Annotated in this window: 32 protein-coding genes; 11 read left to right on the top strand and 21 right to left on the bottom strand. The window is 73.0% G+C overall.

Annotated elements, in window-relative coordinates; all coding sequences use genetic code 11:
- From ACLJQF_RS19945 to ACLJQF_RS19925, 5 genes are all read right to left on the bottom strand, one after another.
- Positions 1-927, bottom strand: coding sequence for a TIGR04222 domain-containing membrane protein (locus tag ACLJQF_RS19945; RefSeq protein ID WP_410610606.1), 927 nt, complete (start codon positions 925-927; stop codon positions 1-3).
- An 89-nt stretch (positions 928-1,016) separates the two neighbouring features.
- Complete coding sequence (gene msrB / locus ACLJQF_RS19940; RefSeq protein ID WP_410610604.1) at positions 1,017-1,439, bottom strand: peptide-methionine (R)-S-oxide reductase MsrB; 423 nt, start codon at positions 1,437-1,439, stop codon at positions 1,017-1,019.
- A 19-nt stretch (positions 1,440-1,458) separates the two neighbouring features.
- Complete coding sequence (locus ACLJQF_RS19935; protein WP_410610602.1) at positions 1,459-1,764, bottom strand: hypothetical protein; 306 nt, start codon at positions 1,762-1,764, stop codon at positions 1,459-1,461.
- Positions 1,765-1,817: 53 nt separating this feature from the next.
- A complete protein-coding gene (locus tag ACLJQF_RS19930; protein ID WP_410610891.1) occupies positions 1,818-3,506 on the bottom strand; it encodes a protein kinase domain-containing protein in 1,689 nt (562 codons plus the stop codon).
- A gap of 119 nt (positions 3,507-3,625) precedes the next feature.
- Positions 3,626-4,288, bottom strand: a complete 663-nt coding sequence (locus ACLJQF_RS19925; RefSeq protein WP_410610601.1) for a TVP38/TMEM64 family protein — start codon at positions 4,286-4,288, stop codon at positions 3,626-3,628.
- A 130-nt stretch (positions 4,289-4,418) separates the two neighbouring features.
- Here ACLJQF_RS19925 and ACLJQF_RS19920 point away from each other — a divergent pair, with 130 nt between their 5' ends.
- From ACLJQF_RS19920 to ACLJQF_RS19905, 4 genes are all read left to right on the top strand, one after another.
- The gene (locus ACLJQF_RS19920; RefSeq protein ID WP_410610599.1) at positions 4,419-5,444 is read left to right on the top strand and encodes a DNA polymerase domain-containing protein; all 1,026 of its coding nucleotides are present in this window, start codon (positions 4,419-4,421) and stop codon (positions 5,442-5,444) included.
- Between the two features lie 152 nt (positions 5,445-5,596).
- Positions 5,597-5,989 carry a DUF6221 family protein gene (locus tag ACLJQF_RS19915; RefSeq protein WP_410610597.1) on the top strand — a complete coding sequence of 131 codons (393 nt, stop codon included), beginning with the start codon at positions 5,597-5,599 and terminating at the stop codon, positions 5,987-5,989.
- Between the two features lie 36 nt (positions 5,990-6,025).
- Entirely contained in the window at positions 6,026-7,024 is a 999-nt protein-coding gene (locus tag ACLJQF_RS19910; protein WP_410610595.1) for an LLM class flavin-dependent oxidoreductase, read from the top strand.
- A gap of 194 nt (positions 7,025-7,218) precedes the next feature.
- Complete coding sequence (locus tag ACLJQF_RS19905; RefSeq protein WP_410610594.1) at positions 7,219-7,437, top strand: S1 RNA-binding domain-containing protein; 219 nt, start codon at positions 7,219-7,221, stop codon at positions 7,435-7,437.
- Here ACLJQF_RS19905 and ACLJQF_RS19900 read toward each other — a convergent pair.
- From ACLJQF_RS19900 to ACLJQF_RS19890, 3 genes are read right to left on the bottom strand one after another with little or no spacing between them, the layout of a single operon-like run.
- Positions 7,418-7,966 (bottom strand): AAA family ATPase, encoded by a 549-nt coding sequence (locus ACLJQF_RS19900; protein ID WP_410610592.1) that lies wholly within the window; start codon positions 7,964-7,966, stop codon positions 7,418-7,420. The genes ACLJQF_RS19905 and ACLJQF_RS19900 overlap by 20 nt on opposite strands.
- A complete protein-coding gene (locus ACLJQF_RS19895) occupies positions 7,963-8,619 on the bottom strand; it encodes a maleylpyruvate isomerase N-terminal domain-containing protein (RefSeq protein WP_410610590.1) in 657 nt (218 codons plus the stop codon). Before ACLJQF_RS19895 ends, ACLJQF_RS19900 begins: the two co-directional genes overlap by 4 nt.
- Before the next feature lie 19 nt (positions 8,620-8,638).
- Entirely contained in the window at positions 8,639-10,192 is a 1,554-nt protein-coding gene (locus ACLJQF_RS19890) for a PucR family transcriptional regulator (protein WP_410610588.1), read from the bottom strand.
- Positions 10,193-10,309: 117 nt separating this feature from the next.
- Here ACLJQF_RS19890 and pruA point away from each other — a divergent pair, with 117 nt between their 5' ends.
- Both pruA and ACLJQF_RS19880 read left to right on the top strand, forming a co-directional pair.
- Positions 10,310-11,938: an L-glutamate gamma-semialdehyde dehydrogenase gene (gene pruA, locus ACLJQF_RS19885; protein WP_410610586.1), complete on the top strand. Its 1,629-nt coding sequence runs from the start codon at positions 10,310-10,312 to the stop codon at positions 11,936-11,938.
- Between the two features lie 13 nt (positions 11,939-11,951).
- Positions 11,952-12,881, top strand: coding sequence for a proline dehydrogenase family protein (locus ACLJQF_RS19880; protein ID WP_410610585.1), 930 nt, complete (start codon positions 11,952-11,954; stop codon positions 12,879-12,881).
- 62 nt (positions 12,882-12,943) lie between these two features.
- On the opposite strand, the gene trxA is transcribed toward ACLJQF_RS19880, so the two are convergent.
- Positions 12,944-13,300: a thioredoxin gene (trxA, locus tag ACLJQF_RS19875; protein WP_410610583.1), complete on the bottom strand. Its 357-nt coding sequence runs from the start codon at positions 13,298-13,300 to the stop codon at positions 12,944-12,946.
- Positions 13,301-13,386: 86 nt separating this feature from the next.
- Here trxA and ACLJQF_RS19870 point away from each other — a divergent pair, with 86 nt between their 5' ends.
- The 3 genes from ACLJQF_RS19870 to ACLJQF_RS19860 all read left to right on the top strand — a co-directional run bounded on the left by ACLJQF_RS19870 (position 13,387) and on the right by ACLJQF_RS19860 (position 15,485).
- The gene (locus tag ACLJQF_RS19870) at positions 13,387-13,629 is read left to right on the top strand and encodes a DUF2630 family protein (RefSeq protein WP_410610582.1); all 243 of its coding nucleotides are present in this window, start codon (positions 13,387-13,389) and stop codon (positions 13,627-13,629) included.
- 126 nt (positions 13,630-13,755) lie between these two features.
- On the top strand, positions 13,756-14,166 hold the full coding sequence (locus ACLJQF_RS19865; RefSeq protein ID WP_410610580.1) for a YciI family protein: 411 nt from the start codon (positions 13,756-13,758) through the stop codon (positions 14,164-14,166).
- A gap of 179 nt (positions 14,167-14,345) precedes the next feature.
- Positions 14,346-15,485: an RNA polymerase sigma factor gene (locus ACLJQF_RS19860; RefSeq protein ID WP_410610579.1), complete on the top strand. Its 1,140-nt coding sequence runs from the start codon at positions 14,346-14,348 to the stop codon at positions 15,483-15,485.
- A gap of 70 nt (positions 15,486-15,555) precedes the next feature.
- Here ACLJQF_RS19860 and ACLJQF_RS19855 read toward each other — a convergent pair whose 3' ends face one another.
- From ACLJQF_RS19855 to ACLJQF_RS19810, 10 genes are all read right to left on the bottom strand, one after another.
- Complete coding sequence (locus ACLJQF_RS19855) at positions 15,556-17,103, bottom strand: alpha/beta hydrolase (RefSeq protein ID WP_410610578.1); 1,548 nt, start codon at positions 17,101-17,103, stop codon at positions 15,556-15,558.
- A gap of 70 nt (positions 17,104-17,173) precedes the next feature.
- The gene (locus tag ACLJQF_RS19850; RefSeq protein ID WP_410610577.1) at positions 17,174-18,253 is read right to left on the bottom strand and encodes an ATP-dependent DNA ligase; all 1,080 of its coding nucleotides are present in this window, start codon (positions 18,251-18,253) and stop codon (positions 17,174-17,176) included.
- A gap of 27 nt (positions 18,254-18,280) precedes the next feature.
- Positions 18,281-18,880 (bottom strand): alkaline shock response membrane anchor protein AmaP, encoded by a 600-nt coding sequence (locus tag ACLJQF_RS19845; RefSeq protein ID WP_410610576.1) that lies wholly within the window; start codon positions 18,878-18,880, stop codon positions 18,281-18,283.
- Entirely contained in the window at positions 18,877-19,413 is a 537-nt protein-coding gene (locus tag ACLJQF_RS19840; protein ID WP_410610575.1) for a DUF6286 domain-containing protein, read from the bottom strand. The genes ACLJQF_RS19845 and ACLJQF_RS19840 overlap by 4 nt, the downstream gene beginning before the upstream one ends.
- Positions 19,414-19,415: 2 nt before the next feature.
- On the bottom strand, positions 19,416-19,766 hold the full coding sequence (locus ACLJQF_RS19835) for a hypothetical protein (RefSeq protein WP_410610574.1): 351 nt from the start codon (positions 19,764-19,766) through the stop codon (positions 19,416-19,418).
- Positions 19,763-19,939, bottom strand: coding sequence for a hypothetical protein (locus ACLJQF_RS19830; protein WP_013224542.1), 177 nt, complete (start codon positions 19,937-19,939; stop codon positions 19,763-19,765). Before ACLJQF_RS19830 ends, ACLJQF_RS19835 begins: the two co-directional genes overlap by 4 nt.
- Positions 19,940-20,055: 116 nt before the next feature.
- Complete coding sequence (locus ACLJQF_RS19825) at positions 20,056-20,493, bottom strand: Asp23/Gls24 family envelope stress response protein (RefSeq protein WP_410610573.1); 438 nt, start codon at positions 20,491-20,493, stop codon at positions 20,056-20,058.
- 87 nt (positions 20,494-20,580) lie between these two features.
- Positions 20,581-20,994, bottom strand: coding sequence for a hypothetical protein (locus tag ACLJQF_RS19820; protein WP_410610572.1), 414 nt, complete (start codon positions 20,992-20,994; stop codon positions 20,581-20,583).
- The gene (locus tag ACLJQF_RS19815; protein WP_410610571.1) at positions 20,994-21,548 is read right to left on the bottom strand and encodes an RNA polymerase sigma factor; all 555 of its coding nucleotides are present in this window, start codon (positions 21,546-21,548) and stop codon (positions 20,994-20,996) included. Before ACLJQF_RS19815 ends, ACLJQF_RS19820 begins: the two co-directional genes overlap by 1 nt.
- Positions 21,545-22,285 carry a pyrimidine reductase family protein gene (locus ACLJQF_RS19810; protein ID WP_410610570.1) on the bottom strand — a complete coding sequence of 247 codons (741 nt, stop codon included), beginning with the start codon at positions 22,283-22,285 and terminating at the stop codon, positions 21,545-21,547. Before ACLJQF_RS19810 ends, ACLJQF_RS19815 begins: the two co-directional genes overlap by 4 nt.
- An 89-nt stretch (positions 22,286-22,374) precedes the next feature.
- Here ACLJQF_RS19810 and zapE point away from each other — a divergent pair, with 89 nt between their 5' ends.
- The gene (gene zapE / locus ACLJQF_RS19805) at positions 22,375-23,394 is read left to right on the top strand and encodes a cell division protein ZapE (RefSeq protein WP_410610569.1); all 1,020 of its coding nucleotides are present in this window, start codon (positions 22,375-22,377) and stop codon (positions 23,392-23,394) included.
- On the opposite strand, the gene ACLJQF_RS19800 is transcribed toward zapE, so the two are convergent.
- On the bottom strand, positions 23,348-23,899 hold the full coding sequence (locus tag ACLJQF_RS19800; RefSeq protein ID WP_410610889.1) for a phosphatase PAP2 family protein: 552 nt from the start codon (positions 23,897-23,899) through the stop codon (positions 23,348-23,350). The two genes, zapE and ACLJQF_RS19800, sit on opposite strands and share 47 nt — an antisense overlap.
- Positions 23,900-23,998: 99 nt before the next feature.
- Between ACLJQF_RS19800 and ACLJQF_RS19795 the strand changes: the two genes are divergently transcribed.
- Positions 23,999-24,892 carry an FAD-dependent oxidoreductase gene (locus ACLJQF_RS19795; RefSeq protein WP_410610568.1) on the top strand — a complete coding sequence of 298 codons (894 nt, stop codon included), beginning with the start codon at positions 23,999-24,001 and terminating at the stop codon, positions 24,890-24,892.
- Between the two features lie 196 nt (positions 24,893-25,088).
- Here ACLJQF_RS19795 and ACLJQF_RS19790 read toward each other — a convergent pair whose 3' ends face one another.
- Positions 25,089-26,396, bottom strand: a complete 1,308-nt coding sequence (locus ACLJQF_RS19790; protein WP_410610567.1) for a glycoside hydrolase 5 family protein — start codon at positions 26,394-26,396, stop codon at positions 25,089-25,091.
- Positions 26,397-26,456 lie beyond the last annotated feature (60 nt).

The raw sequence follows: 26,456 nt of genomic DNA, 5'->3' as shown, positions 1-26,456 counted from the left end.
TCAACCGCCGCAGCCCCCGCCGCCACCCCCTCCGCAGCCGCCGCCCCCGCCGCCGCACGAGCTGCCGCCCCCGCCGCTGCTGCAGGAGGACGAGCTGCCGCCGTAGTAGCCGGCGAACCCACCGCCACTGGCCGCCGCCCACCGGCTCCGGCGTCCGCGAGCGCGGGCACCGGTGCTGGCCGGGACCACCGAGGAGCGGCTGACGGCCAGCCGGACGTCCTTGTCGGGGTGGCTGCCGAACCCGCCGACCGCGACCGCACCCGCCGGGCCGGCGGTCAGCACACCGGCGAGCTCGGCGGCCCCGGTCGCGGCCCGCCCGGCGGCGGTGGCCTTGACCTCCGGGGTGCGCGTGGCGCGGGTCGTCACGAAGACGGCGGCGACCGTGCCGAGCGCCAGCAGGCCCAGCAGGTAGCCGACCGGGTGCCCGGTGGAACTGCCGGCGATCAGCCGGACCACGCCGAACACCACCAGCGCCCAGTACGCGACAGCGGCGATCACCCAGGTCGAGCGCACTTTCCGGGCGTCGACGAGCAGGCCGCGGGCGATTAGCCCGTTCTCCAGGGCGACCAGCGTCGGGTGGTGCCGCACCTCGCGGCGCACCGAGTCCACGGCGGTGCCGGTCTTGCCGATCCGCGTGAGCGCGGCCCGGCCCAGGTCGTCCGGTGCCGAACCCCGGACGCGGTGCACCCGGCCGGTGCCGTCCATCCGGATGATCTGGCGCTCCAGCAGCCGGGCGACGACGAATTCGCCGGCCCGGGCGCGGCCGCCGGTGAGCAGCGCGAGCTCTTCGGCCTTCTCCGGTGCGCCACCGCCCCGGCCGCGCCGCAGGGCGTGAAGCCGGAGCGCGGCGGCCAGCGCCGGCAGCAGCAGCAACCCCAGGTAGAGCCCCGCGAACACCGGTCCGGGAATACCCCAGGTGTCGGTCATGAGTCCGCCCTCCCTCGTCCGTGTGCGGAGACTACGTTCGAGGAAGGGCGGCGGGTTGCACGCTTAAGGAGGATTTAGGACTGGGGGTTTTACGACTGGGGTACCAATTTCAGCGAGATCGAGTTGATGCAGTAGCGCTGGTCGGTCGGGGTCGGGTAGCCCTCGCCTTCGAAGACGTGCCCGAGGTGGCTGTGGCAGGAGCCGCAGAGCACCTCGATCCGCTTCATGCCCATCGCGCGGTCCTCGCGCAGCAGCACGGCGTCCGAATCGGCCGGGTCGTAGAACGACGGCCAGCCGCAGTGGCTCTCGAACTTCGTGTCGCTGCGGAACAGCTCGGCACCGCACGCGCGGCACTCGTAGACGCCGGTGGTCTTGGTGTCGGTGTACTCACCGGTGAACGGCCGTTCGGTCCCCGCCTGGCGGAGCACGGCGAACTCGTCGGGGTTGAGCTGCTGCCGCCATTCCTGCTCGGACTTCACGACCCGTGGGGTCGCGCCGACAACGGGTTTCATACCTTTCACCCGATCCACGTTACGCCGCGAGCCAGGCGAGGGCGTGCACGACGATGTCCCATGCGGCCACGATCACTCCGAGCACGATGAGCACGACGACGAGGGCGGCCACCCAGTAGCGCAGCCCGCCGAGCCGGTTGCTGGAGTCGGCGAAGTCGGAGACGCCGTCGAGGGCGGCTTCGATGGTGAAGTTCGGGCCGCACCGCTCGATGCGGTCGAGGTGCTCCGCGAACGCGCGCGCCTCCGGGTCGTACGGGTCCAGGCCGACCAGGTCCTCGTGGAAGCGAGGATTCTGGCCCGGCAGCGAAGCTCCGTCGTCGGCCATGCCACCACGGTAGGCCATCGGCGCCGCTCAGCCCACCGGACGCGCGTTACGTCTCAGTTGCCCGTGCCGGCACCGGCGCCGTCGAGCTTCGTGCTGGCGTCGATCAGGGTCTGCCCGCCGATGATGACCAGCCGGTAGGCGCGGCGGTTGCCGCCGACGTTGACGTTCATGATCAGCGAGCCGTCGCTCTCGTTGCCGCCCGAATCGGCGTGCGCGGTGTTGACCTGGCCGATCGAGTCCTTGTTGTCGGTCCAGTACTGCTGGTAGGCCTGCTCGCTGCCGTAGACCTGCTGCGCGGCAGGGGTCAGCTGGTCCCAGTGCGCCGCCGGGTTGCCGAAGTAGTCGATGACCATCTTGCCGGCCGAACTGAAGTTGCTGACCCGGCTCTCGGTCGGGGTCTGTCCCAGCTTGGCGGCCACATTCGAGTTGCTGCTCTGGCCGGTGCTGGGCAAGGTCTTGCCCGTGGTCGGCTGGTTGCCCGGCGACTGGGCGGTCTGGTTGCCGCCCGAACCGCCGTTGCCCGAGTTCAGCACCAGGAACACGATCACCGCGATCACGACGACCGCCGCGCCGGCGCCGGCGAACACCGCGTACTTGCGCTTGTTGTCCGGCTTCGGGGTGCCCGACGAGTACTGGGGAGCCCTGGCCGACGGCGCGGCCGCGGGCATCGGTCTGGGCGGGGTGTTCGGCGGGGCGGCCGGGGACCGCATCGGCATGAACGCCGCCGTCGGGCGCGGCGGGTTCGACGGCGGCTTGTTCGGTGCCTTGTCCGGTGCCTTGTTCGCGGGCGCGGGCGTGCCGGCCGGCGGGGACGAGGGCGCCGCGCCGGCGGTGCGCTGCCACGGCGGCCGCTCGCCGTCGTCGGCGGACGCGGGTGCGGCGGGCTTGCGGCCCGCGCCGCCGGAGAGCAGCGGCGGTGACGCCGTCATGCCGCCGGGCTCGGTGCGGGCCAGCGCGGCCAGCCGCTCGCGGGCCTCGGCCATGCTCGGCCGCTCGCCCGGCTCGCTGCGCAGCAGGCTCATCAGCAGTGCGGTGGCCCCGCCCGCCTGCACCGGCGGGTTGATCTGGCCGTTCGCCGCCGCGTAGAGCAGCGCGAGCTGGTTGGTCGTGTTGCCGTACGGCGTGGTGCCCTCGATCGCCTGGTAGAGGGTCGCGCCGAGGGCGAAGACGTCGGAACTGGGCACCGGGTCGGCGCCGCGGGCCAGCTCAGGCGCCAGGTACGCGGGCGTGCCGCCGATCAGGCCGGTCGCCGTCAGCGTCATGTCGCCGGCCGCGCGGGAGATGCCGAAGTCGGTGATCTTCGCGGTGCCGGTCTGGTCGATGAGGATGTTGCCCGGCTTGACGTCGCGGTGCACGATGCCGGCGCGGTGGGCGGCCACCAGCGCGGACGCGACCTGCTCGCCGATCCGGGCGATGCGGCCGAGCGGGAGCGTGCCCTGCTCGGAGAGGATCGTGGAGAGGCTGGGTCCGTCGAGGTACTCCATCACCAGGCACGGATCGCCGTTGTGCTCGGCGATGTCGAACACCACGATGGCGTTCGGGTGCTGGAACCGGGCCGCGTTCTTCGCCTCGCGCATCGCGCGCTGGCGCATGTTGTCGCGTTCGGTCTCCGACACGCCCGGCTGCGGGAGGATCTGCTTGATCGCGACGTCGCGCTCGAGGCGCACGTCGGTCGCGCGCCACACGACTCCCATGGCACCGCTACCAATGTGCTCGACGAGGCGGTAGTGCCCCGCGATCAGCTGACCGGTGTCGATGGCGACTGCTCCTGACGAAATTCCCGGTGGTGGTGGCCCTGCTCAGCGCGTTACCGCTTCGCGCACCCGATCGAGTGTAGCGGTCGGCCGGGTGGGAGTCCGCGTCAGCCAGCCGGTCCGGCGGGCCGCGGTTCGGCCGGTGCCCGCTTCTTGAACACCCTGACCAGCCCGATTGCTCCGGCCAGCGCGAAGACGCCGTAACACGCGAGCAGCGCGGGCGGCGTGTCGCCGGTCAGGGCGTCACCGAGGAAGACCACGGCGACCGTACCGGGCACGCTCCCGAGCAGTGTGCCGGCCAGGTACGGGGCGAGCCGCACCGAGGACACCCCGCAGAGGTAGCTGAACGGCGCGAACGGCACCACCGGGATCAACCGCAGCGACGTGATGGCGAGGACGCCACCGTCCGAAAGGCGGTCGTTGACCGTTTTCACGGCGGACCGGTGCAGGTGCCGGGTGACCAGGTCGCGGCCGAGCAGGCGGGCCAGCCCGAAGGAGAGGCCGGCCGCGATGGTGGTGGCGGCCAGGCCGATCGCGATCCCGGCCGCGGTGCCGACGAGCAGGCCGGCGGCGAGGTTGAACACCGTCCGCGGGATGGGCGCCACGGTCAGCAGCGAGTACGCGACGAACAGCACGAGCGGGGTGGCGGGGCCGGTGGTGGCGGCCCAGGCCCGCAGGTCGGCCGGACCGGGGATCGGGAGCAGCACCGCGGCCGCCGCGAAGACGGCGAGCACGGTGAGCGCGACGATCAGCTTGGTGCGGCCGGACACCCGTTCGAGCCTACCGGGGGCGTCCGGGACCGCTGGCGTGGCCGGTTCGCGCGTCTTGAATGACTCATTCAGGACGTCCGACGCCCTGAATGAGTCATTCAAGACGTCCGGTGACCGCTAGCGTGGCCGCATGCCCAAGCACGGTGACCCGGTCGAGTACGAGGTGGGCGGGCGCACGGTCCGCGTCACCAGCCCCGACAAGGTGTACTTCCCCCAACGCGGCATCACGAAGCGGCAGGTCGTAGAGCACTACATCACGGTCGGCGGCCCCCTGCTGCGCGCGATCGGCGAGCGCCCGACGACGCTGAAGCGGTACGTCGACGGCGTCGAGGGCGACTGGTTCTACGCCAAGCGCCTGCCGAAGGGCGCGCCACCGTGGGTGACGACCGCCGAGATCACGTTCCCGTCGGGCCGCACGGCCGCCGAAGTCTGCCCGGCCGAGCCGGCGGTGTTCGCGTGGGCGGCCAACCTGGGCACGTTCGACTTCCACCCGTGGCCGGTCCGCCGCCCGGACGTCGACCACCCGGACGAGCTCCGGATCGACGTCGACCCGCCGGACCGGGCCGGCTTCGCGGGCGCGGTCGAAGTGGCCATGGTGGTCCGCGAGGTCCTGGCGGACGCGGGCCTGACGGGCTGGCCGAAGACCTCGGGCGGCCGCGGGGTGCACGTGCTGGTCCGCATCCGCCCGGACCAGGACTTCGTCGCGGTCCGCCACGCGGTGATCGCGGTGGGCCGCGAGGTCACCCGCCGGATCCCGGAGAAGGCGACGATCTCCTGGTGGAAGGAGGAGCGCGGCGGCCGCGTGTTCCTCGACTACAACCAGGCCGCCCGCGACCGGACGGTGGCTTCGTCGTGGTCGGTCCGCGGGACGCCGCGCGCGACGGTGTCGACGCCGCTGACGTGGGACCTGCTGGGCGAGGTGGACGCGGACGACTTCGACGTGCTGACGATCCCGGCGTTCCTGGAGAAGCACGGCGACCTGCACGCGGCGATGGACGAGTCGCCGTCCGGGCTGGAGACGGCGCTGGAGTGGTACGAGCGGGATTTGCGTGATCACGGTCTCGGTGATCTGCCTTACCCTCCCGATTATCCGAAAATGCCGGGCGAACCGAAGCGGGTGCAGCCGAGCAAAGCCCGGCCCGAGAACAGCGAGTGATCGCGCAAGCGCCCGCTGTCGCCTTTCGGGTCACAAATGTTGCACGGCCGATCTCGATGTCACGATCTTGGTCTCCGACGGCGTAACGTGCGGTCCCGAATCGACGACTCCCCGGGGCCATCGGGGAGCGGGTTCGAGGAAGGAGGCCGTTCGTGGACGACCTGATCGCTTTCCTCGCGGCGCGGGTGGGTGCGCGGCAGGCGCTCATCATGCAGGCCGTCAACAAGGCGAAGGCCGGCGACACGATGAACCGCGGCGAGACCAAGGTTGCCGTGGAGCAGAAGATCCGCGGGTTGACCGACCTGGACCTCGACGCGGTCAACCAGATGATCAACGAGATCGAGGCGACCCGGCGGATCCTGCTCGCCCACCGCACCACGGTGTCGGAGAAGGTGCCCGGGTTTCCGCTCTACGGCAGCGAATACTGGTGTGAGACCTGCCACGTGCCCGCCGACGAGGCCGGCTCCAACTGGTGTCTCACGCTGCGCCTGCTGGCCCTGCCCTACGTCGACCACCCGGAGTACAGCGAGCGCTGGCGGCCCTGACGGGAATCCCGCCGGACGCCCGGCGTTGCACCCTGCGTGACGCTGTTCTCCGTGCTCGACCGTTCGCCCGTGCGGCGCGACCGCGGGCCCGCGCAGGCGCTGCGGGACACCGTTGCCTTCGCCGCCGGCATCGAACGGCTGGGCTACCACCGGTTCTGGGTGTCCGAACACCACAGCGTGCCGGGCGTCGCCGGGTCCGCGCCGACCGTGCTGGCCGCCGCCGTCGCGGGTGCGACGAGCCGGATCCGCGTCGGGACCGGGGGCGTGATGCTGCCGAACCACCGGCCGCTGGTCGTGGCGGAGCAGTTCGGCGTGCTGGAAGCGCTTCACCCGGGCCGGATCGACATGGGGCTGGGCCGGTCCGTCGGCTTCACCGGCGGCGTCCGATCGGCGCTGGGACACGGCAAAGAGGCCGCCGGCGACTTCGGCGCGCAGGTCCGTGAACTGCTCGGCTTCTTCACCGGGGAGCACGCTTATCCGGGCGTGCACGCCTATCCTGCCGAGGGGCTGCGCGTGCCGCCGTTCCTGCTGGCCACCGGGTCCGGTGCGGACCTCGCCGCGGAGCTCGGGCTGCCGCTGGTGATCGCTCCGGTGCGCGGTGAACAGGCCTTGGCCGAGGCGGTGACGCGCTACCGGAACGGGTTCCGGCCGTCCGGGTGGGCGCGGGGGCCGTACGTGGTGGTGTCGACGGCGATCGCGGTGGCGGACTCGGCGGCGGACGCGCGCCGCCTGCTCGTCTCGGAAGCCTGGGCGACGGTGTATTCGCGCTCCCACGGCGTCTTCCCGCCCCTGGACCCGCCCGGCGACGTCCTCGCGGCGCCGATGACCGACCGCGAGCGCCGGCGGCTCGAGGAGACTGTGGACGGTCAGATCGCGGGGACGCCGTCCGAAGTCGAGGATCGGCTGGGACGGTTGGTCGCGCTCACCGGCGCCGACGAAATCCTCGCGACAACCGCCGCCTACGACCAATCCGCGCGGTTCGATTCCTTCGCCGCACTGGCCCGATCGGCCGAACTGCGTGAGGCTGTTTCCTGATTCGGAGATATCACGTCAAGGAATTTCGGTGGCGTATCCCGGTGATACGATTTCCGGGTGACTGCCGGGTCGGCCTCGAGCCGTGAGCAGACGGGGTATCCGGCTGTGCCGTGACCTCCGGGCGGCCCCGTGGGCCGCCGCCTCCTCGCACGTGTCGCCCTGATCGGGACGTGCGCGGAAGGGAGGTGAATCGCATGACCCAGTGGCCGGAGTTCGTCGCGGCCCACGCCGAGGGCGGTGTCCTCGACGGCGTCGTGACCCGGGTGCTGCCGTTCGGCGCGTTCGTCGAAGTCGCGGACGGCATCCACGGGTTCCTGGTGACGGACGTGGTGCCGCCGGCCGGGACCCGGCTGCCGGTCCGCATCGAGCAGATCGACGTGGAGCGGCGCCGGTTCAGCCTGGTGAAGGCGTAGCCGGAGGAGGGTCCGGGGTCGTCCGGTCCCGGACCCGTCCGGCGATGTCGCGTGCCACCACGGCCGGCGTCCGCCCGTCCGTGGGCACCAGCGTCGCCGACCGGCGCAGCCACGGCAGGGCCTCGCCGTAGCGGTCGACGTGGTCGAGCCGCCACGGCCGGGCCGCGGTGTCGGCGGAGGCGTCGATCCGGCGGCGCAGTTCGGCCGGCTCGGCGTGCAGGACGAAGTGCGCGGCCGGGACACCGCGCACGGCCAGTCCGTCGAAGATCTCCCGCGCGTACGCCTCGACGAGGATGGTCTGCGGGACGACCAGCGTGCCGGCGTGGTCGTGCACCCGCACCGTGTTCTCGACGACCAGCGGCCGCCACAGCGGCAGGTGCTGGAAGTCGCCCTCGTGCTCCGGGAACGCCGTGCGCAGCAGGTAGCCGACGAACTCCGTGTCGAACGTCCGGGCGTCCAGCAGGCCGGCCAGCTCGGCCGCGGTCGTCGTCTTGCCCGCGCCGAACGTGCCGTTCAGCCAGACGATCACCCGAGGACCAGCGGCAGCCGCCCGGCCAGGTCGCCCAGGGACGCCGTCTCCGCCTCGGTCGGTGCGCGACGGCCGGTCGCCACCCGCAGGACGTCCTCGTCCGGCATCGACGACGGGAACTCCGCTCCCGCGATCTGCTCCAGCATCGACCGCGTCCGCGCCAGGCCGTCGGCCGGCGGCCCGGCCACCGAAGGCACGTGCGCCACCAGGTCCAGGTGGTGCAACGTCCACTCCAGCACGTACGCCGAGAGGTAGTCGCCCGCCGTCAGGACCATCTCCTGCGTCGACACCCGCTCTCCCGGGTCCACCAGGTCCGCCGCGCGGCCCGCTGCCGACCCCACGTCGTCCAGGTGGAACTTCAGCAGCGCCGGGTCCTCGTACGCCGCCGCCAGGCGGACGATCAGCGCCGACAGCGGGTCGTCGCCCGTCGGTGGCTCGGAAGACACCGCCCAGTACGTGATCGCGTTGTGCGTCAAAGCCGAGGAAGCCGGGGTCGCCAGGGTGATCAGCACGTCCTGCGCGTCGATCACCAGGTGGCACACCACGTCCCGAACCAGCCAGCCCCGGCAGCCGGACGGCTTCTCGAAGTCCGTGTCGGGAAGGGAAGCGACTGCGGCGCGCAACGCCGCCCACGTGCGCGAGAAGAGATTCACGCGCGCGAAGCTAGCAGGATCAGAGCCGCAGCTGCAGCTGGGTCAACAGGCGCTGCGCCGGGTCGTCGAAGTCCACACCGGACACCTCGGCCGCGCGGCGGACCCGGTACCGGACCGTGTTCGGGTGGATGTTCAGCACCCGGGCCGCCGCCCGGACGTCGCCGAAGGTGTTCAGCCAGGCCAGGACCGCCGGGACCAGGATGCCGCCGTGCTCGGCGTCGTGCTCCACCAGCGCCGTCAGCCTCGGGTCGCGGATGCGCGGCTGTTCGCCCAGGTAGGCCAGCACCTCCGAGAGCAGCACCTCGGCGCGGACGTCGGCCAGCGAGGCGACGTCGGCGGCCCAGTGCCCGCGCGTCATCGCCGCCAGCACGCGGTCGGCGTCGCCGCGGGACGCCGCCGCCTCCGACAGCCGGGACACGATGCCGCCGAGGGCCGCGCGGACCGGGACGTCCAGGTGGCGGCGGGCCGTCGCGGCGATTTCGCGGGCCAGCGCCAAAACCGCCGCGTCCGAGTGCTCGGGCAGGTCCGGCAGCAGCGCGTAGACGCGGCCGCCGATCACGCTCACCAGTGCGCTGCGCCGGTAGGCCGCCGTGTGGACGGCGATCAGGTGGACCAGCTCGGCGCGCCGCAGCTGACGGTTGCCGGATCGTTCCAGGGAAAACGCCAGCACCTGCGCCGGGCGCGCGGGGTCCGCGCCGATGTCGTCGGCGACGGATTCGGCGTCGAGACGCCCCTCGAGCAGGCTCGCCAGGAGGTCTTCGCGCAGCCGCAGCTCCGGGCTCGGCAGCGTGCGCGCGCGGATCAGCTGCGGCGCCAGGGTGCGGCTCGCCCCGAGCAGCGCCGTCTCGGCCCGTTCGGTGAGCGGCTGGGCGCCCTCCTGGACCCAGATCGTGCCGAGCGGCTGCTTGCCCGCGTGGATGCCCGCCGCGATGCGGCGCCGGATGCCGAGCTCGGGCCGCTCGTCGATCCGGACGATCCCTTCGCCGGCGCGAAGCCGCTGGTAGACGCCCCATTCGCGGAGCATCGCGAGGTAGCGCTCCGGGCCTTCGCGGCCGAGGATCGACAGCCGCCGCAGCTCGTCGACCTCGTCGCCCGCCCGGGAGTACGCGAGCACGCGGTTCGCCGTGTCCTCGATGCTGACCAGGCCGCCGGTGAGCGTCGCGATCGTCTGGGCCAGAGCGAACAGGTCGCCGAGGACCTCGCCGCTCGCCGCTTCGCCGCCCGCGCGGGCCGCTTCGACGACCCCGCGGGCCAGCGATTCCACCTGCTCCCAGCGCGCCTCCGCACCGACCGTGAGCAGCGCGACGCCCGCGTCGGCGGCGACGTCGGCGCCCGTCGCGCCCTTGACCGCCACCGCGGCCGCGCCGCCGCGCCCGGCCGCGCGGATGGCCGGGGCCGCCGCCCGGCCGCGGGCGCCGATCACCAGCACCAGGTCGCCGGGGGACGCTTCCAGGGGATCCTCGGGGTCGAGGATCACGACGTCGGAGACCGGGACGCCCAGGCCGTGCGGCGCCACGACGACCTCGACGAGCGGCTCGCCGAGCGTCGCCAGCACGTGCCGCAGCGAGGTCACCGCAGGGTTGTCCGATCAGCCAATATCATACGAGCGATTTTAGCTGATCGGACAAGCCGCGAGAACGTGTCCGGAGTTACCGTTCGGGGCATCTGGACGCAAAGCAGAGGAGCCGCCGTGGACGCCGTGACCCAGACCCCCGCCCCGACGAACGAGCCGGTGCTGACGTACGCGCCGGGCAGCGCCGAGCGCGCCGAGCTCGAGGGTGCGCTCAAGCGGCTGGGCCAGGCGGAACCGGTCGACCTGACCGTCACCATCGGCGGCGAGCAGCGTCACGGGGGCGGCGAGAAGATCGACGTCGTCCAGCCGCACAACCACAAGCACGTCCTCGGCACCGTCCACAGCGCGACACAGCAGGACACCACCGACGCCATCGCGGCCGCCGCGAAGGCCGCCCCGGAGTGGCGCGCGCTGTCCTACGACGACCGCGCCGCGATCCTCCTGCGCACCGCCGACCTGCTCACCGGCAAGTGGCGCGCCACGCTGAACGCCGCCACCATGCTCGGCCAGTCCAAGACCGCGACCCAGGCCGAGATCGACGCCGCCTGCGAGCTCGCCGACTTCTGGCGCTTCAACGTCGAGTTCGGCCGCCGCATCCTCGCCGAGCAGCCGATCAGCTCGCCGGGCGTGTGGAACCGGATGGAGCACCGGCCGCTGGAGGGCTTCGTCTACGCGATCACGCCGTTCAACTTCACCGCGATCGCCGGCAACCTGCCCACCGCGCCCGCGCTGATGGGCAACACCGTGCTGTGGAAGCCGTCGCCAACGCAGTCGTTCGCCGCGCACCTGACCATGCGGCTGCTCGAAGAGGCCGGGCTGCCGCCGGGCGTGATCAACCTGCTGCCGGGCGACGGCAAGGCCGTCTCCGAGGTCGCGCTGACCCACCGCGACCTGGCCGGCATCCACTTCACCGGCTCGACCGCGACGTTCCAGCACCTGTGGGGCACGGTCGGCGCGAACATCGCGGGCTACCGCGGCTACCCGCGGCTGGTCGGCGAGACCGGCGGCAAGGACTTCGTGCTCGCGCACCCGTCCGCCGACGTCGACGTCCTGCGCACCGCGCTGGTCCGCGGCGCCTTCGAGTACCAGGGCCAGAAGTGCTCCGCCGCGTCGCGCGCCTACGTTCCGCGCAGCCTGTGGACGAAGCTCAAGGACGGCCTGGTCGCCGAGACCGAGGCGCTGTCCTACGGCGACGTCACCGACCTCTCGCACTTCGGCGGCGCGGTCATCGACCGGCGCGCGTTCACCAAGCACAGCGACCTGTTCGACCGCGTGCGCGGCGACGCCTCCGTCGAGGTCCTGACCGGCGGCACCGCCGACGACAGCGTCGGCTACTTCGTCAAGCCGACGATCCTCGTCTCGGACAACCCGAAGCACGAGATCTTCTCGACCGAGTACTTCGGCCCGATCCTGTCGGTGCACGTCTACGAGGACGGCGACTTCGACGCCGTGCTGAAGCTGATCGACTCCTCCGCCGCGTACGCGCTGACCGGCGCGGTGATCGCCGCCGACCGCACCGCCGTCGCGAAGGCCTCCGAGGCGCTGAAGTTCGCCGCCGGCAACTTCTACGTCAACGACAAGCCGACCGGAGCCGTCGTCGGCCAGCAGCCGTTCGGCGGGGCGCGGGCCTCGGGCACCAACGACAAGGCAGGCTCGATCTTCAACCTGCAGCGCTGGACCAGCCCGCGCTCGATCAAGGAAACCTTCGTGCCGCCGACCTCCGTGCGCTACCCGCACCAGGGCTGAGAGGGAGACCGTCATGTTGCGTGCCCCGTTGCTCGCCGCCGCCCGGTCGAAGGGCATCCGGCGGCTCGTCGAGGCCGTGCCCGCCACGCGATCCGTGGTGCGCCGGTTCGTCGCCGGGTCCGAGAGCGCCGACGCCGTCCGCGTGGCCAGGGAACTGGCCGCGGATGGCCGGCGGATCACCCTGGACCACCTGGGCGAGGACACCACCGACGCCGCGCAGGCGACCGCGACCGTGGCGGCCTACGAAGCCGTGCTGACCGCGCTGGCCGCGGAAGGCCTGGCGTCCGGAGCGGATGTCTCGGTGAAGCTGTCGGCGGTGGGCCAGTTCCTGCCGGTGGACGGCGAGGACGTCGCCTTGGAGAACGCGCGGAAGATCTGCGCGGCGGCCGAGGCGGTCGGGGCCACCGTGACGCTCGACATGGAGGACCACACCACCACGGACTCGACGCTCGGCATCCTGCGCGAGCTGCGCGGGGAGTACCCGTGGGTGGGCGCCGTGCTGCAGGCCTACCTGCGGCGCACCGAGCAGGACTGCCGGGAGCTGTCCGGGCCCGGTTCGCGCGTGCGGCTGTGCAAGGGCGCCTACGCCGAGCCCGAGTCGGTGGCGTTCCCGGAGAAGTCCGAAGTGGACAAGTCCTACGTCCGCTGCCTGCGCGTCCTGATGGCGGGTCAGGGCGACCCGATGGTGGCTTCGCACGACCCGCGGATGATCGAGATCGCCGCCGCGCTGGCGATCGAGAACGGCCGCACGGACGACGACCACGAGTTCCAGATGCTCTACGGCATCCGGCCGGAGGAGCAGGCGCGGATCGCGGCCTCGGGTGCGCGCATGCGCGTCTACGTGCCCTACGGCGACGAGTGGTACGGCTACTTCATGCGGCGGCTGGCCGAGCGGCCGGCGAACCTGGCGTTCTTCCTGCGCGGGCTCGCGACGCGGTCCTGAAAGTTCGTGAAGGCCACCTTGAGGAAGTTGTAGTTCCTCAAGGTGGCCTTCACGAACTTGGGTCAGGCTTCGGCGGCCTTGCGCTTGACCTCGTCCATGTCGATCTCACGGGCCTGCTTGATCAGGTCCTCGAGGGCGGCTTCGGGGAGCGCGCCGGGCTGGGCGTAGATCAGCGTCTTGTCCCGGATGATGGCCAGCGTCGGGATGGAGCGGACGTCGAAGGCGGCCGCGAGCTGCTGCTGCGCTTCGGTGTCGACGCTCGCGAAGGTGATGTCGTCGTGCTTCTCGGAAGCCTTCTCGTAGACCGGCGCGAACTGGCGGCACGGCCCGCACCAGCTCGCCCAGAAGTCGATCAGGACGAACTCGTTGTCGGAAAGCGTCTGGTCGAAGTTCTCGGCGGTCAGCTCAACGGTGCTCATGCCCAGGTCAACGATCCGGGCGCGGCGGGAATTCCCGGGGCCGGGGTAGCGTCTGAGCGAGCGCACCCCGTCTGAGGAGGAACAGAATGGCCGACGACAAAATCCTGGGCCGGATCGACGAACTGATCGCGGAGGAGCACGAACTCCGGTCGCGCTCGGTCGGCGTCGGGCTGAGCGGCGGCGACAAGGAGCGCCTCACCGCGGTCGAGCAGCAGCTCGACCAGTGCTGGGACCTGCTGCGCCAGCGGCGTGCGAAGGCCGAGTTCCACGAGAACCCCGACGACGCCGCGGCCCGCCCGGTGTCCGAGGTGGAGTCGTACCGCCAGTAGGCCCGCGGCCGCTCCTCGCGGGGCGGCGCAAAACTTTTCCCCGGCGATGTCGAAACGCCGGTATCGGCTCCGTCCCCGGGGTGCGAGCGGCCAGAATGGGCCGTCACACACCGAGGGAGCACCACGATGGCGAAGTACCTGCTGCTCAAGCACTACCGCGGCGCGCCGGCGCCGGCGAACTGCGACACGTCCATCGACCAGTGGACGCCGGAGGAGATCACCGCGCACATCCAGTACATGCAGGACTTCGGGGACAAGCTCGTCGACACCGGCGAGTTCGTCGAGCACCAGGCCCTCGCCCCGGAGGGGACGTTCGTCCGCTACGACGGCGAGGGACGGCCGCCGGTCACCGACGGCCCGTTCCCCGAGACCAAGGACCTGATCGCCGGCTGGACGGTGATCGACGTCGACAGCTACGAACGTGCCCTCGAACTGGCCGCGGAGCTGTCGGCCGCGCCCGGCCCGGGCGGGGAGCCGATCCACGAGTGGCTCGAGCTGCGCCCGTTTCTGGCCGCGCCGCCGACCATCACGGAATGACGGGGTACGTCGTGGGCGAGCGGGTTCCGGACCACGCCGGCGAGGCGTCGTGCGGCTCGGCCGGAGCGTCGCGAATGACTCATTCGCAGCCTCGGAGGTCCCGAATGAGTCATTCGCGACACCAGCCGGCGCGGATCGCCGTGGCTGCCTGGGCGCCGGCCGAGCGGATCGGCTGAGCCGTGGACGAATCGCTGCTCCGGAGCCTCACCCCGGGCGTGCTGGGCGTCCTCGTCCGCCGCGGAGCCGGCTTCGCGGCGGCCGAGGACGCCGTCCAGGAGGCGCTCGTCGAGGCGCTGCGCGGCTGGCCGGCCGACCCGCCACGGGACCCGAAGGGCTGGCTGGTCACCGTGGCGTGGCGCAAGTTCCTCGACGCGACCCGGGCGGACGCCGCGCGCCGCAAGCGCGAGGACGTCGTCGACGCCGAGGTGGCGCCCGAGCCCGCCGCGGCCGTCGACGACACGCTCCAGCTGTACTTCCTGTGCGCGCACCCGTCGCTGACGCCGTCGTCGGCGGTCGCGCTCACGCTGCGGGCCGTCGGCGGGCTGACCACCCGGCAGATCGCGCAGGCGTACCTGGTGCCCGAGGCGACCATGGCGCAGCGCATCAGCCGCGCCAAGCGGACCGTGTCGGTGGTGCGGTTCGACCAGCCCGGCGACGTCGCGACCGTGCTGCGCGTCCTCTACCTGGTCTTCAACGAGGGCTACTCCGGGGACGTCGACCTGGCCGCCGAGGCCATCCGGCTGACCCGGCAGCTCGCGGCGGCGATCGACCACCCCGAGGTGGCGGGGCTGCTCGCGTTGATGCTGCTGCACCACGCCCGGCGCAGCTCCCGGACGACGGACAGCGGCAGCCTGGTGCCGCTGTCCGAGCAGGACCGGGCCCGGTGGGACACCGCGCTGATCACCGAGGGCGTGGCGCTCCTGCAGCGGGCGCTGTCGCGCGACCGGCTGGGCGAGTTCCAGGCCCAGGCCGCCATCGCGGCCCTGCACGCCGACGCGCAGGACGCCGCGGAGACCGACTGGGTGCAGATCGTCGAGTGGTACGACGAGCTCGTCAGCCTCACCGGCAGCCCCGTCGTGCGGCTCAACCGCGCGGTGGCCGTCGGTGAAGCGGACGGGCCGCGGGCCGGGCTGGCGGCGCTGGCGGAACTGGACGACACAGTGCCGCGCCACGCGGCGGTGTCGGCCTACCTCCACGAGCGCGACGGCGACCTCGAAACGGCGGCGAAGCTGTACGCCGAAGCGGCAGCGAAGGCGTCGAGCCTCGCCGAGGTCGACCACCTGACCCGCCAAGCCGCCCGCCTCAACACCCGCCGGTAACCGGCGTGCGGGAAGGGTCGACACGCGTGATCGCGGAGTCGACACGCGTGATTGGAGGGTCGACACGAGGTCAGGCGGGGCAGAGGGTTCCGTCGGCGGGGATCTTGCCGTCGATCAGGAAGGCTCGGGCCGCGTCGGTGACGCAGGGGGAGACGCCGAGGGCGCCGTGGCCGGCGCCTTGCCAGGTGATCGTCACCGCGGACGGCATCTGGTCGGCCGCGCGGGTGCTGCCGACCTGGGGCGTGACCGGGTCCGTCGCGGTGGCCGCGACCAGGATCGGCGGGGCGCCCGGGCCGCCCGGCGCCGGCAGCGGCTCCGTGCGCACCGGCCACGGGCCGCACCAGGCCAGCTGCTGGGCGACGACCGCGCCGAACTGCGGGTACTTGCCGCGCATCCCGGCCACGACCTGGTCGAGCTGGTCGGCCGAGAGCCGGGTCTGGCTGTCGTTGCAGCGGGTCGCGATCGTCGCGTCGATCCGGGACGGCTGGGCGCGCGTGTCGCGCAGCACCGGCGCCGCGAACGCCGCGAGCGGGCCGACGTCCCCCGCGCGTGCCGCGGCGATCGCGTCGGCCAGCTCCGGCCACCGCGAGCGCTGCGAGAGTCCCGTGTAGACGGCGAACATGGCGACGCCCGGGCCGAACGTGACGCTGTCGCCGGTCGACACCGGGCTGCGCCGCAGCTGGTCGGTGAGCGCCGACAGCGCCGCCTTGGGATCGCCCAGTGCGCAGTGCCGCGCCGCGCAGTCGGTCCCGAAGGCGTCCAATGTGGACTGGGCGCCGGCGGCGACCGCGTCGAGGACCGCGGCCGTGTCGGCGCCCGGGTCGGGGACGCCGTCGAGGACCACGCGCCCGACCTGGCCGGGGAAGCGCACGGCGTACTCGGTCAGCACCTTCGAGCCGTCGCCGTGGCCGAGCGCGTCGAGCCGTTCCATGCCCAGCTGCTTGCGCAGCTCGTCGAGGTCGCCCGCACCGCGCCAGCTGTCCAGCGCGGTCTGCGAGTCGTCCAGCTCGATGGCGCACTGCTGGCCGGACTTGCGGGCCGCGTCCAGCACGTCGCCCAGGCCGCCCTGCGCCGGGTCGGCGGCGATGAGCTCGGGCCGGGTGTCGGCGGGGATGCACTGCGCCGCGCCGGAGAGCCCGGTGCCGCGCCGGTCCAGGCCGATCAGCGAGAACTTCTCCAGGAACACGGGTGGCAGCGTCGCGGCCAGCCGGGCGGCGTACACGGTGCCCGGCTCGCCGTCGATGTCGTTGACCACGACCAGCGGCACCGGCCCGCTGCCGACCTTCAGCGCCAGCAGCCGCACCACCGAGCGCCGGGGCTCGCCGGGGGAGTCGAGCGGGGCGGTGACGCGGGCGCAGGTGAAGTGCAGGCCGTCCGGGACGCCGGGGGTGCCGATGCGCTGGCGGGTGTCGTCGTCGCAGTCGGCCCACTTCAGCGACGGCGACTGCGGCTCGCCCAGCGGCGGCAGGGGGACCCCGGGTGTCCGGGTCGGCGCGGCGCCGGTCGTCTTCCCGTCGTTCTCGACCAGCGCCGGGCGCACCGACGGCCCCGCGGCGCAGCCCGCGGCGGCGGTCAGGGCGAGCAGCGCGGCCAGGAGACGGGTACGGCGGCGGCGCACGGGCGGGATCCTCACGTCGGACGTCGATCAAAGGTGAGCCGAGCTTTGCACGGCCGGTGTGGGACGCGGGTTAGCGGGTCCGCACCACCTGCCCCCGGAAGACGGCGTCGAGGTCGTAGCGGACCGGCTCGTCGAGCTGGCCGTAGTCGCACGACGCGGGTTCGCGGTCGGGCCGCCACCGCACGAACCGCGCGTTGTGCCGGAACCGCGACGGCATGCCGCCTTCGGTGTTCTCGTAGGCCACCTCGACGACCCGCTCGGGCCGCAGCGGCACCCACTCGTGCTCCGTGGCGCGCCAGCGGGTGATGCCGCCCGGGATGCGCTGCGCCTCGCCGGTGGCCCGGCCGCCCCAGGGGTGGTCCTCGCCGTCGGTGATCAGCGGGGCCAGCTCCTCGGCGAGCTCGCGGCGGCGTTCCTTGGGGAACGACCCGACGGTGCCGACGTGGTGCAGCACGCCCTTCTCGTCGTGCAGGCCCAGCAGGAAGCTCCCGACCAGGTCGCCGGGGCCGCCGTCGACGTGCCAGCGCAGCCCGGCGAGCACGCAGTCGGCGGTGCGCAGGTGCTTGTACTTGAGCATCACCCGCTTGCCGGGGGTGTAGGGCTCGTCGAGGGGCTTGCCGATGACGCCGTCGAGGCCGGCGCCTTCGAACAGCTCGAACCAGTGCCGCGCGGTGTCCGGATCGGTGGTGGCCGGGGTGAGCGGGAACCGGTCGCCGGCCAGCTCGACGAGCCGCTCGCGGCGCACGGACGTCGGTTCGTCGAGCAGCGTCTCGTCGCCGAGGGCCAGGACGTCGAAGGCGACGAACTCGGCGGGCTGCTCGCCGGCCAGCAGCGTGATCCGGCTCTCGGCGGGGTGGATGCGTTCGGTGAGGGCATCGAAGTCGAGCCGCCCGTCGCGCGCGACGACGAGCTCCCCGTCGAGCACGACCCGCGGCGGCAGGATGTCCAGCAGCCGCGCGACGGCCTCCGGGAAGTACCGGTTGAGCGGTTTTTCCGCGCGCGACTGCAGGTACAGCTCGTCGCCGTCGCGGAAGACGATGCAGCGGAAGCCGTCCCACTTGGGTTCGAACAGCAGGCCGCCGGAGTCCGGGATGGCCTTGGCGGGCTTGGCGAGCATCGGCTTCAGCGGCGGCTGCAGCGGTAGGGGCATGCCCCGCATTCTGCGGAAAACCCCGGCTCAGCGCACGCGTTTCGCGGGGCTCGTGTCGAGTTCCAGCCGGACCGCGGCCGGTAGCGAATCCAAGCCGAGCGATTCACGGGCCCTGGTCAGCACCCGCGTGTCCAGGCCCGCCCATACCCCCTTCAGGTCCGTGCCTTCGCGCAGCCACAGCGTGATGCGCAACGCCGGAGAAGTGCGCGAGCCGACCGCGCGGACCCGGGCCCGGCTGACGCCGTCGAGCTGCTCCGCGTCCGTCTGGACCGCGCCGGCGATCGCGGCCGCCGTGACCACCAGCTCCGCGCCCTCGGTGCGGTCGAGGTCCAGGTCGGGACGCGGTTCCGGGCGCAGCGAGCGCAGGGCCCAGCGCAGCCCGAGCACGAACAGCAGCACGCCGAGCACGATGGCGGCGATGCGCGCCGGCGTCGCGTGGCCGCCGAGCCACTCCACGGCGATCGGGTCCAGCAGCGGGCGGCGGCCGCGGAACTCGCCGAGCCCGCCGAAGCCGACCACCAGGGCCAGCGCGCCGCCCAGGAACGCGAGCAGCCCGACGAGGAACGTCAGCGTGCGTTCGCCGGTGTACGACCGGGCGAGCGCCTTCGTGGCGACTGAGCGGCTCATCGGCGGTCCTTCGGCGAGTCGACGACGACCGTCACCTTCGGCCGCCGCACCAGCGGGAGTTCGTCCAGCAGTGCCGACACCGTGGCGAGCAGGCGCGGCCGCAGCTCAGCCTCGGTTTCGAGGGTGCTCTTCGCGCGGACGCGGACGCGGCGGGCGCTCGCGGTGACCGACGCGCCCGCGACGTTGTCCTGCGCCCGCACGGTCAGCCCGACCAGCCGGGCCAGCGACCGCGGCGACGTCGAGACGCTCACCTCGCCGGCCGGATCGGTCAGCCGCACCGCCCGGTTTCCGGCCGCGAGCGCGCACGCCACCAGGATCAGGCCCGCGGCGGCCAGCACGCCGGCTCCGACGCGCACCGCGTAGGCGTCCCAGCCCAGCGACGCCAGGCCGGCCTGCCAGCGCGGCCACGGCACCAGCAGTGGCGCCGAGCCCGGGCGCCACCAGTGCCAGCCGACCTCCAGGGCCAGCAGCGCGCCGGCCGCGGCGAAGGCCAGGCCCAGCAGGGTGGCGAGGATGCGGACGAACGGGCGCACGGCTACCGCACCCTCGGGGGCGCGTCCGGCAGCAGCGCGGACACCGTCACGGCCAGGGTCCGCACGCGGTAGCCGGTGAGCAGCTCGACCTCTTCGGTGACCTTCTCGCGCACGTCGCCGACGACCACGCGGACCGCCGCCGGGTAATGCAGGGCCAGGTCGAGCGCGAGGTCGACGTCGTTGTCGTGGCCGCCGACTTTGGCCTTCGGGCCCTTCTTGGCGTCCCGCGCGGTGCCGGGCACCGCGCCGGCCGCGTGCTGGGCGATCTTGCGGACCACCGCGTGCCCGATGGTGAGGGTGCCGCGCTCGGCCGGTTCGGCGAGCTCCCGCGGCACGTCGAGGGCGGGGCTCACTTGTCGCGGCCCTTGCCGAACAGTTCGCCGAGGTCGAGTTCGCCGTCGAGGACCCGGCCGGCGACCAGGCCGATGATCCCGACGGCCAGGGTCACCAGGAACGCGGTGAACCCCTGGGTCGCGGCGAGGCCGAGGATCAGCCCGGCCAGTAGCCCGGTCTGCGTTGCGTTCACATGTCCTCCTTGGAGGGGTGGCGGGGAACGTCTTGAATGACTCATTCAGGACGCCGGAGGTCCTGAATGAGTCATTCAAGACGCCTGGGCAGGTCGGCGGCGAGCCTGCAGCCCGGTCATTCCACGCGCGTGGATTCGGGCTCTTCCTCACCCGGCAGGAAGATGTCGTTGACCGCGATGTTCACCTCGATCACCTCGAGCCCGGTGATCTGCTCGACCGCGGTGATCACGTTGCGCCGTACCGCGCGGGCGACGTCGGTGATGCGCGCGCCGTACTCGACGATGACGTCGAGGTCGATCGCGGTCTGCTTCTCGCCGACCTCCACCGACACGCCGGTGGTGGTGACCGTGCCGGAGCCGGGGATCCGCTCGCGCAGCGCGCCGATCGCGCGGGACACCCCGCCGCCGCCCAGTGTGTGCACGCCGGCGACTTCGCGGGCGGCCAGGCCGGCGACCTTCTGCACGACCAGCGACGAGATGGTGGTGCGGCCGGCGGTGCCCTCTTCGTTGAGCGGCGTCACCGTGCCGGGGCTTTCGGTCCGTTCCGGGTGCATGCGTGTGGGCTCCTCTCGGCGGGTTCTCGCCCTTACGATGCCCGGCAGCACGAAACCCTCACGCAAGGTCCCCCGATCGGGCTAACCTCAGCCCGGGTGGACGTCCACGACGTGCACGTTCACCACCGAGGCGACCCCCAGTTGCCGGGACAGCTCGGTGGTGATCTCCCGCCGGAGCGCCTCGGCGGCCGCGTCGGCGATGATGCCGAACCGGACCGACACCAGTACCTGCACGACGTCGTCCTCGACGGCGACGGCCGAGATCCGCACGCCGAACGGGGCCCGGTCGGCGGCGACCGTCCGGGCCAGCCGGTCGACGACGCCTTCGTCGACGCGCAGCCGGCCCGTCCCGCCGGGCACGTCCACCACCGTCCGGCGGCCGCGGGCGACGGCCCGCAGCACGCGTTCGACCAGGCCGGGCGGGGTCGGTACCCGGCGTGCCGCCGCCCGGCGCACGTCGTCCCAGCGGGGGTCCCGCTCGGGATCCTCGGTCTCGGCCATCACCGCTCCCTCAACTCGGCGAGCAGCGCCACCCTGGCCCGGTGCAGCCGGGAGCGCAAGGCGCCGACGTTCACGTCGAGCACTTCGGCGACCTCTTCGTAGCTCAGCCCCTCCAGTTCGCGCAGCACCAGCGGCACGCGCTGGGACACCTCCAACCGGCCGACCGCCCGCAGCACGGCGTCGACCTCTTCGGCCCGCACGACCCCGCCTTCGGGCCCGGGCACCGCCGCGGCGAGCAGTGCGCTGTCCACAGTGGACTGCGGACCGGGGTCGTCGAGCGAGACCGTCGGACGGCGGCGGCGCAGCACGGCGAGCGCGCTGTTGGTGACGACGCGGTAGAGCCACGTCGACACCGCCGACTCCTGCCGGAACCCGGCCAGTGACCGCCACGCGGCCAGCCACGACTCCTGCACGACGTCCTCGGCCTCGGCCGCGCTGCCGGTGATCCGCAGCGCGACCCGGTACATCCGGGGCGTGTGCGCCCGGACCAGCGCGCCGAACGCGGTGTTGTCGCCGTTCGCGGCGCGGGCGAGCAGTTCGGCGTCGTCGCTCACCCGGCGTCCCGGCGGTAGCGCAGGAACGTGAAGCCGTCCTCGACCAGGATCGAGGCCAGGGCGAGCCGGCGCGGCACGGCGGGCGCGGCGCCCGCGGCGATCCGGCCCGCGGTCCCGGCCACCAGCAGCGGCGCGACGGTCAGGCACAGCTGGTCGACGAGGTCGGCGGCGATCAGCTGGGCGAAGAGGCCCGGCCCGCCTTCGCAGTCGACCCGGTGCAGGCCGCGGGCGGCGAGCAGGTCGAGGGCCCGGGCGAGGTCGACGTCATCGGCGCCCGCACGCAGGATTTCGGCCCCGGCGGCTTCGAGGGCACGCGTGTCGGCGGTGTCCGTGGTGACCACGATCGGGGGGACGGCGGTTTCGGTGAACAGCCGGGAAGCAGGGTCCAGGTCGGCGGTGCGCGTCACGACGGCGATCGGTGGGACACCGTCGAACCCGAGCCGTCGACGGCGCTCCAGGCGCTTCGCTCCCGCGACGACCCCGCGGTAGTTCTCGGCGCGGGCGGTCCCGGCGCCGACCAGGATCACGTCGGCGAGGTCGCGGCCGAGCAGGAAGACCTCGCGGTCGGCGGCGTGCGAGAGCCCCGCCGAGGTGGTGTCGATCTCGACGGCGCCGTCCGCGGACGCGACGAAGTTGACCTGCACCCACGGCCGATCCAGGCGCTCCGGACCGGCGTAGATCGTTTCGAGGTCCGAACCGCTCAACTCGCCCGTCCGATCGGGCCACAGACTCTGCACCCGATCATCCCAGCATGGGCGTGAAGCACGTCTCTACCGGGGCATATGCCCGCTGATCGGTACCCGGTGCGCGGATAGGCTCTGCGACCATGCCCGCGCACCTGACCGGCCGCCGTCCCGAGCTGTCCGCCGACGAGCTGATCGGCGCGCTGGTGCCGCCGCCGCGCTTCGGCGCCGTCCGGTTCGAGACCTATGTCCCGAACCCGGACGAGCCCAGCCAGGCCGCCGCGGTCGAGGCCTGCTCGGCGTTCGCGGCGAAGGTGGGCCCGCGCCGGGAGAAGAAGCGGTTCCGGCTCTTCGGCGGCTCCGCCGAGCCGGCCGGGCCGATGGGGCTCTACCTCGACGGCGGCTTCGGGGTCGGCAAGACCCACCTGCTCGCCTCGACGTGGCACGCGGCGCCGTCGCCCAAGGCGTACGGCACCTTCGTCGAGCTGACCCACCTGGTCGGTGCGCTGGGCTTCGCCGAGGCCGTCCGGCGGTTGTCGGAGCACCGCATCCTGGCCATCGACGAGTTCGAGCTGGACGACCCGGGCGACACCACGCTGGTCACCCGGCTGCTGCAGGAGCTGATGGACGCCGGGGTGTTCATCGCGGCGACGTCGAACACCCTGCCGGAGAAGCTGGGCGAGGGCCGGTTCGCCGCCGAGGACTTCCTGCGCGAGATCCAGACGCTGTCGGCCCGCTTCGGCGTGGTGCGCGTCGACGGCCCGGACTACCGCCACCGCGGCCTGCCGGACGCGCCGCCGCCGGTCTCGCCGGCGGAGCTGGAAGCGTCGGTCGCCGCGCACGAAGGGTCCACAGTGGACGATTTCGACGCGCTGTGCGCCCATCTCGCGGAGCTGCATCCGTCCTGCTACGGGCGGCTGCTCGACGACGTCACCCGCGTGCACCTGCGCGGCATCCACCCGGCGCCGGACCAGAACGTTGCGCTGCGCCTGGTCGCCTTCGCCGACCGGCTCTACGACCGGGCCATCCCGCTGGTCGTCTCGGGCGAGCCGCTGCCGTCGCTGTTCACCGAGGAGATGGTGGACGGCGGCTACCGCAAGAAGTACCTGCGCGCGGTCAGCCGGTTGACGGCGCTGGCACGGGACGCCGTACCGGCCAGCTGAACACCACGACCGCGACCGCGAACAGCGTTCCGCCCACGACGTCGGTCAGGTAGTGGTAGCCCAGGCCGACCAGCCCGGCCGCGGCGGCGAGCAACGCCACCGCGGCCAGCACGGCCACGACGACCCGGCGGGTGACCAGGACGAGCACCGTCAGCACCGCCACCAGGCTCACCGTGTGGCCGCTCGGGTAGACCAGGGTGCCGTTCTTCCACCGGTCGTACAGCGGTTTGAGCAGCCAGGTCGTCAGCAGGATCGCCAGGACGGGGACGGCGAGGGCGAGCCCGGCCTCCAGCCGCCGTCCGGCGCGCAGGCACAGGAAGACCCCGAGCAGGCCGAGCGCGAGCACGACGTACGGCTCGGTCGGGAAGACCAGGGCCCGCAGCACGCCGGGGCTCAGGTGCGCGACGGCACGGGCGGCGGCTTCGTCGACCGCGCCGGGAGACGTCCCGCCGGCGAACGGCAGGCCCAGCAGCAGTGCGAGCAGGCCGCAGACGGCGGCCGGCACCCGGATCGTCCTCACCCGCGCGAGGGTAGCCGGGCCCCCTCGGCGCCCCGGGCACCGCGGGTGCGTCAGGATGCGGGGGGACCAAGGCGGGAGTAGCGGATGCGGGTCACCATCGCCGGAGCCGGGATCGTCGGGCTGAGCAGCGCGTACCGGCTGGCGGAAGCGGGACACGACGTGACGGTCGTGGCGGCGGCCCCGCCGGCGGCGTCGACGTCGGCGGTCGCCGGCGGGGTGCTGTACCCGCCCCTGCGGCGCCTGGACGAGCGGATCGTGCGGTGGACGGCGGCGAGCCTCGCGGTGTTCCACGGGCAGGACGCGCCGGGCGTGCGCTTCCGCCGCGGCCGGGTCCAGCTGGCGGCGGGCGAGCCGGACCCGCCGTGGCTGCCCGCGGTGGAGGACGCGGTCCGCGACGGTGACCGCGTGGAGTTCACGACGGCGGTGGTCGACACGCCGGTGTACCTGGAGTGGCTGCTCGCCCGGGTGGGTTCGCTCGGCGTGCGCGTCGAGTACCGGTTCCTGAAGTCGCTGTCCGGCCTCGACGCGGACGTCGTGGTCAACGCGGCGGGCCTCGGCGCGGGCGCACTGGCGGGCGACGACGCGATCGTCCCGGTCGGCGGCCAGGTCGTGCACGTGACCGACCCGGGCCTGCCGGAGTTCGTGGTCGACGGAACGGGCCCGGGCATCACCTACGTGATCCCGCACGGCAGCCACGTGGTGTGCGGCGGCACGGAGGAGCCGGGCCGCGCGGACACCGACCCGAACCCGGCGGTGACGGCGGACATCCTGCGCCGCTGCCGGGAATTGGAGCCCCGTCTGGAGGGCGCGGAGGTGCTGCGGTCACTGGTGGGGCTGCGCCCGTCCCGGCGGGAAGTGCGGCTGGAGCGGGTGGGCGACGTCGTGCACTGCTATGGGCACGGGGGAGCGGGGATCACCTTGGCCTGGGGCTGCGCGGCGGACGTCGCCGAGCTGGTCGTGAGGGGTAAAGAGGGTTAGGGCGGACCGGCATGTGGTCACCTGCTCCCCGGAGGTGCCGGTTCCAGCGCCCCAAGGCGGCCTTGGTTGCGTCTGACGCACCGAAGGCGGCCTTCGGTGCGTCAGACGCACCGAAGGCCGCCTTGGGGCGCTCGGGTCCCTGCAGAGGCGACCAGTGCCGGGTTTCCCAGGTCACCCACACCGTGTTCCGGAAGTGCTAGGGCTGGATGAGCTCCGTGATCCCGCGCTGCTTCAGGTAATTCGCGTCCGAAGCTCGGCTCCACAGCACGAACGCCACTCGCTTCCCCTCGGCCGCCAGCTTGAAGAACCGGTCGTTGCCCCACGTCGGGAAGAGGTCCGGGACCACGATCGCCGTCGTGCGGGGGGCCGGCTCCGGTGGTGTGCGGTCGAACTCCGCCACCACGGCCTTCAGCGCCTGGCCGGCGGGCTTCAGCTTGCGGTCGTTCGTGTACAGCCCCAGGTCGTACTCCAGGGGGTTCAGGTTGGGGACCAGGGCCGGGTGCACGTCGTGGGAGCACCACCACGTGAAGCCCAGGGTGTTGGCGGAGGAGGCCGCGTTGCGGATCGACCGGGACAGCCACTCGCCGTACTGCGGGCGGGTCGCGTCGCTGAAGTGGATCGACGGCGCCGCGCCGTCCTCCTGGATCCAGACGCGGCGTGCCGGGTTCGTCGCGTACGCCTGGGCCACCTGGATCAGCCGTTCCGCGTTGTGCGTCGCGACCGGGCCGAGCGGGTCGGTCGCGAGGGTGCCGGAGAACGACGTCCACGGGTGGATCGCCACCACGTTGCCCGCGTCCGCGAGCCCGGGGCGGGTGAAGTAGGTGCCGTTGTCCCACGGTGCGCGGTCGCAGCCGACCGTGTGCGCCTTGCCGGGGGCTGCTTCCTCGGCCGTGGCGCACAGGGTGCGGGCCCACGTGTCGGCCTGGGCCTGGGTGACGAACAGGCCGGCGAAGTCGTCCCAGTAGTAGTACGGCTCGTTGGACAGGTCGAAGCCGAGGAACCGCGGGTGCTGCCCGATCCGCTCGGCGAGGGCCCGCAACAACACCCGCTGCGCGTCCAGTGCGGCCGGGTCGGTGAACCAGTTGACCGGCTTCGGCTTGGTCTGCAGCCAGTTCGGCGTCCAGTAGCGGGCCGAGATGTGGCCGTTGAACACGGTGACCTCGACGTCCAGCCCGGCCGCGCCCGCGAGGTCGAGGAACCGGTGCAGCCGGTCGAGCTTCTCGCCGCTCACCAGCGCGGGTTCCGGCTGGAAGGCCGACCACAGCAGCATGATCCGGATGTGGTCGAGCCCGAGCGCGGCGATGTCGTCGAGGTCGCGGCGCAGGTCGTCCTCGCGCCAGTCCTCCCACATGTGGAACCAGCGCGTCGACGGCGTGTAGTTGACGCCCAGCCGGAACGCCCGGCGCCGGACCGGACCCCCGGCGGCCGCCGGGGGAGCCGCCGACACCGCCAGTGCCGCGCCCGCGACCCCCGTGAGCATCGACCGCCGGTTGAGATCCGCCACGCTGCCTCCTCGCCGTCACTTGATCGCGCAGATCTAGCACGGCGGGAAGTCGATCTCCAG

It is taken from the genome of Amycolatopsis sp. lyj-109 (assembly GCF_046548995.1).
GTDB lineage: Bacteria > Actinomycetota > Actinomycetes > Mycobacteriales > Pseudonocardiaceae > Amycolatopsis.
This window is presented reverse-complemented; position numbering and strand designations above follow the sequence as displayed.

What these genes read in the sequence shown, in the direction of transcription:
- ACLJQF_RS19945 (WP_410610606.1), bottom strand. Translation starts at nt 927, where the DNA reads ATGACCGACACCTGGGGTATTCCCGGACCGGTGTTCGCGGGGCTCTAC.
- msrB (WP_410610604.1), bottom strand. Translation starts at nt 1,439, where the DNA reads ATGAAACCCGTTGTCGGCGCGACCCCACGGGTCGTGAAGTCCGAGCAG.
- ACLJQF_RS19935 (WP_410610602.1), bottom strand. Translation starts at nt 1,764, where the DNA reads ATGGCCGACGACGGAGCTTCGCTGCCGGGCCAGAATCCTCGCTTCCAC.
- ACLJQF_RS19920 (WP_410610599.1), top strand. Translation starts at nt 4,419, where the DNA reads ATGCCCAAGCACGGTGACCCGGTCGAGTACGAGGTGGGCGGGCGCACG.
- ACLJQF_RS19905 (WP_410610594.1), top strand. Translation starts at nt 7,219, where the DNA reads ATGACCCAGTGGCCGGAGTTCGTCGCGGCCCACGCCGAGGGCGGTGTC.
- ACLJQF_RS19880 (WP_410610585.1), top strand. Translation starts at nt 11,952, where the DNA reads ATGTTGCGTGCCCCGTTGCTCGCCGCCGCCCGGTCGAAGGGCATCCGG.
- trxA (WP_410610583.1), bottom strand. Translation starts at nt 13,300, where the DNA reads ATGAGCACCGTTGAGCTGACCGCCGAGAACTTCGACCAGACGCTTTCC.
- ACLJQF_RS19870 (WP_410610582.1), top strand. Translation starts at nt 13,387, where the DNA reads ATGGCCGACGACAAAATCCTGGGCCGGATCGACGAACTGATCGCGGAG.
- ACLJQF_RS19865 (WP_410610580.1), top strand. Translation starts at nt 13,756, where the DNA reads ATGGCGAAGTACCTGCTGCTCAAGCACTACCGCGGCGCGCCGGCGCCG.
- ACLJQF_RS19850 (WP_410610577.1), bottom strand. Translation starts at nt 18,253, where the DNA reads ATGCCCCTACCGCTGCAGCCGCCGCTGAAGCCGATGCTCGCCAAGCCC.
- ACLJQF_RS19845 (WP_410610576.1), bottom strand. Translation starts at nt 18,880, where the DNA reads ATGAGCCGCTCAGTCGCCACGAAGGCGCTCGCCCGGTCGTACACCGGC.
- ACLJQF_RS19825 (WP_410610573.1), bottom strand. Translation starts at nt 20,493, where the DNA reads ATGCACCCGGAACGGACCGAAAGCCCCGGCACGGTGACGCCGCTCAAC.
- ACLJQF_RS19820 (WP_410610572.1), bottom strand. Translation starts at nt 20,994, where the DNA reads ATGGCCGAGACCGAGGATCCCGAGCGGGACCCCCGCTGGGACGACGTG.
- zapE (WP_410610569.1), top strand. Translation starts at nt 22,375, where the DNA reads ATGCCCGCGCACCTGACCGGCCGCCGTCCCGAGCTGTCCGCCGACGAG.
- ACLJQF_RS19795 (WP_410610568.1), top strand. Translation starts at nt 23,999, where the DNA reads ATGCGGGTCACCATCGCCGGAGCCGGGATCGTCGGGCTGAGCAGCGCG.